The 3,647-nt window shown below is 69.6% G+C and carries 3 protein-coding genes; 2 read left to right on the plus strand and 1 reads right to left on the minus strand.

Annotation, left to right across the window (positions count from 1 at the left end):
• Positions 1 to 147: 147 nt before the first annotated feature.
• Positions 148 to 1,329, minus strand: coding sequence for a class I SAM-dependent rRNA methyltransferase (locus D183_RS0123580; RefSeq protein WP_026144784.1), 1,182 nt, complete (start codon positions 1,327 to 1,329; stop codon positions 148 to 150).
• 258 nt (positions 1,330 to 1,587) lie between these two features.
• On the opposite strand from D183_RS0123580, the gene D183_RS0123585 reads away from it, so the two are divergent.
• Complete coding sequence (locus D183_RS0123585) at positions 1,588 to 2,541, plus strand: TerC family protein (RefSeq protein WP_010343036.1); 954 nt, start codon at positions 1,588 to 1,590, stop codon at positions 2,539 to 2,541.
• Positions 2,542 to 2,643: 102 nt separating this feature from the next.
• Positions 2,644 to 3,429 carry a rhomboid family intramembrane serine protease gene (locus D183_RS0123590; protein ID WP_017911163.1) on the plus strand — a complete coding sequence of 262 codons (786 nt, stop codon included), beginning with the start codon at positions 2,644 to 2,646 and terminating at the stop codon, positions 3,427 to 3,429.
• Positions 3,430 to 3,647: the final 218 nt, after the last annotated feature.

Raw genomic sequence — 3,647 nt, forward strand, 5'->3', positions numbered from 1 at the left:
GGCCGCCTCCGCCGCGGACAGGCTTTCCTTGAACGCGTCCGGGGCGATGACGATCTTCATGCAGCGGCGGCGTCGATCGCCGGCCGGCGCGCCCGGATCAGGCCGTCACGCACGCATCGCCGCTCGGCCTTGCGCATGCGTGGCGCGCTAGTCCAGCACGCGGCAGAACACCGCCTTGAGGTAGCGCGATTCCTGCACGTGGGCCATGAACGGGTGGTCGGCGCCGGCGCCGGCCACCTTCAGGATCTGGATGGTGCGGCCGGAGAAATAGGCGGCGCGGCGCAGCATGTCCAGGAACTCGTGCTCGGCGACCAGGCCGGTGCAGGAGAAGGTGGCGAACAGGCCGCCCGGAGCGACCACGCCCAGCGCCAGCTTGTTCATGTCCAGATACTTCTTCAGCGCCGGGATCACCTGGTCGCGGTCGCGGGTCATCTTGGCCGGGTCCAGGATCACCACGTCGTACTGGTCGCCGCGGGCGGCGGCATCGCGCAGGTACGGGAAGATGTCGGCCTGCACGAACTTGGGCCGCACGTCGTTGAGGCGGGCGTTGCCCTTGGCGATCTCGATCACGTCCTCGTCGATGTCCACGCCGACCACCTCGGTGGCGCCGCGGACCTTGGCGTACACCGCGAAGCCGCCGGTGTTGCAGCACAGGTCGAGCACGCGCTTGCCCTCCACCTGCTGGCTCAGCCACTGCCGGTTCTCGCGCTGGTCGGCGAAGAAGCCGGTCTTGTGCGCGCCGGCCGGATCGGCGCGGAAGCGCACGCCGTATTCGCTGATGATCGCCGGCTCCGGGCGCTCGCCGCTGCTGGACACCGGCCGGTAGTCGAAGCTCTCCTGCTTCTGCACGTGCTCCTCGGCGAAGCTGTAGAAGCGCGCGCCGGGGAACTGCGCGCGCAGCGCGGCGTAGATCCACTCGCGGTGGCGGAACATGCCGGCGCTGAAGAACTCCACCACCAGCAGGTCGCCGTAGCGGTCCACCACCAGGCCGGACAAGCCGTCGCCCTCGGCATGCACCACGCGCCAGGCATCGCTGACCGCGTCCAGCTTGAGCACGTCACGGCGCAGCGACACCGCCTCGGCGATCTTGCGCGCGAACCACGCTTCGTCGACGGCGATGTCGGGATGGGTCTCGAGGATGCGCACGGCGATACGCGAGTGGCCGTTGTAGAAGCCGCGGCCGATCCAGTCGCCGTCCACCCCGACCACGTCCACCAGCGCGCCCGGCTTGGGCCTGGCGGCGGGTTTTTCGACCAGTTTCTGGAAGATCCAAGGATGGCTGGAGCGCCAGGCGTTCTTGAGGCGGACTACGGGCAGGGGACTATTCATGAACGCCATTGTAGCCGCCCCGATTGACGGCACCGCCGGCAGCCGCAAGAATGCCCGCAGAAGGGGAGTAGCTCCCGACGTTGTCGCCGTCAATTCGAGCCCGCGGGCTCCGGTGCAACGGCAGCCGGTGCATCGGCTGCGAGCGAGACCTTCGCCGCTGTGGCGAAGGCACCCTCTGGACGACATCCGTCGTCTCCGTCCGGAACGCCTCCGCCAACGCGGCCCCGAGGTTCCCTGTTCACTGACGGAAAATTCCCAATGGAAACGATAGGCAACGTGTGGTTGTGGGGCGGTTTCGCGATCGTGGTGGTCGTGGCGCTGCTGGCGGACCTGGTGCTGATGCGCCACGGCGGTCCGCACAAGGTCACCTTCAAGGAAGCGCTGTGGTGGAGCATCGGCTGGATCGCGCTGGCGCTGGCGTTCAACGCCGGCCTGTGGTGGTACCTGCGCGAGACCATCGACGTGGCCACCGGCAACCGCCTGGGCCTTGAGTTCCTGACCGGCTACCTGGTCGAGAAGTCGCTGGCGGTCGACAACATCTTCGTGTTCCTGATGATCATGAGCTACTTCGCGGTGCCGGAGGAGCAGCGCCAGCGCGTGCTGGTGATCGGCGTGCTCGGCGCGATCGTGCTGCGCGCGGTGATGATCTTCGCCGGCTCGGTGCTGCTGACCAAGTTCCACTGGCTGCTGTACGTGTTCGGCGCGTTCCTGCTGCTGACCGGCATCAAGATGTGGTTCTCGGCGGGCAAGGAGCCGGACCTGGAGGCCAACCCGGTGCTGCGCTTCATGCGCAAGCATCTGCGCCTGACCCCGCAGTACCACGGCAACGCGCTGAGCGTGACCCAGGAAGGCAAGCGCTGGTTCACCCCGCTGTTCGCGGTGCTGATGCTGATCGCGATCACCGACGTGATCTTCGCGGTGGACAGCATCCCGGCGATCTTCGCGATCACCACCGACCCGTTCATCGTGCTGACCTCCAACGTGTTCGCGGTGCTGGGCCTGCGCGCGATGTTCTTCCTGCTGGCGGGCATGGCCGACCGCTTCCACCTGCTGCCCTACGGCCTGGCGATCGTGCTGGTGTTCATCGGCACCAAGATGCTGATCATCGACCTGTACAAGATCCCGGTGCTGGTGTCGCTGCTGGCGGTGGCGGTGGTGATCGGCGCCACCGTGGTGCTGAGCCTGCTGCGCCCGGCCAAGCCGGCGCACTGACCCGGCGCGGGCGCCGCGGCCGCGGATTGTCCCGCGGCCGCGGCCAGTCCCTCCCATCGGCGGCGCCTTGCCTTGGACGCCCGGCGCCGCCATCCAGGGAGCATGGACACCTCTTCGCTCCCCTCGCCCACGCCCGAACCCGATGCGCAGGGCCGCTTCGACCGTGCGCGGATCCTGCGCGCGTTCAATGTCAGCCTGGCCTTCGTGGCGGTGCTGGTGGCGGTGTTCGCCAGCCAGGGCCTGTTCGACTGGCGGCCCTGGGCGGTCGCGCCGCACACGGCCGCCGGCCTGCTCGGCGTGCTGACCGCACCGCTGCTGCACGGCTCGCTCGAGCATCTGGGGGCCAACGCCGGCGCCCTGCTGATCCTGGGCACCCTGGCCGGCAGCGTGTATCCGCGCGCCACCGTGGCCGGGCTGCCCTTGCTGTGGCTGGGCTCGGGCCTGGGCGCCTGGTGGCTCGGCGATCCCGGCAGCCATCACCTGGGCGCCAGCGGCGTCGCCCACGGCCTGCTGTTCCTGGTGCTCGTGCTGGCCTTGCTGCGCCGCGACCGCGCCGCGATCGCCGCCAGCATGATCGCCTTCCTGTTCTACGGCGGCATGCTGGTGACGGTGCTGCCGCACGAGGACGGGGTGTCCTGGCAATCGCATCTGGGCGGCGCGGTGGGCGGCGTGGTCGCCGCGCTGCTGCTGCGCCATCGCGATCCGCTGCCGCCGCGCAAGCGCTACAGCTGGGAGGACGAGGACGAGACCGACGACCTCCTCGCCGCCGACGACGAACTGGAACCGCCGCCGCCGACCCAGGTGCCGGTGCTGTGGCAGCCACCGCCGGCGCCGCCGCGCGGGGTCGTGCTGCGCTTCCCGCCGCGCGAGGAGCGTGACGGGGGCTGAGGCGGGAACGGTGCTTCCAGAAATACGCAAACCTGCTTCCGGAGGAGCGGGTTCAGCCGCGACGGGCCTTCCCGGTCACGCCCGTCGCGGCTGAAGCCGCTCCTCTCCGCAGTCGCGCGCCGCGGCATGCCGCCTCGGGCGACCTGTCCCTGCATCGCGCCGTACACTGACCGATCCGCCGTCGCTGTCCGAGTTCGCATGTCCGTGTCGCCCGCCTG

Origin of the sequence: Xanthomonas sp. SHU 199, assembly GCF_000364665.1 — a bacterium.
Classification (GTDB): Bacteria; Pseudomonadota; Gammaproteobacteria; order Xanthomonadales; family Xanthomonadaceae; genus Xanthomonas_A; species Xanthomonas_A sontii.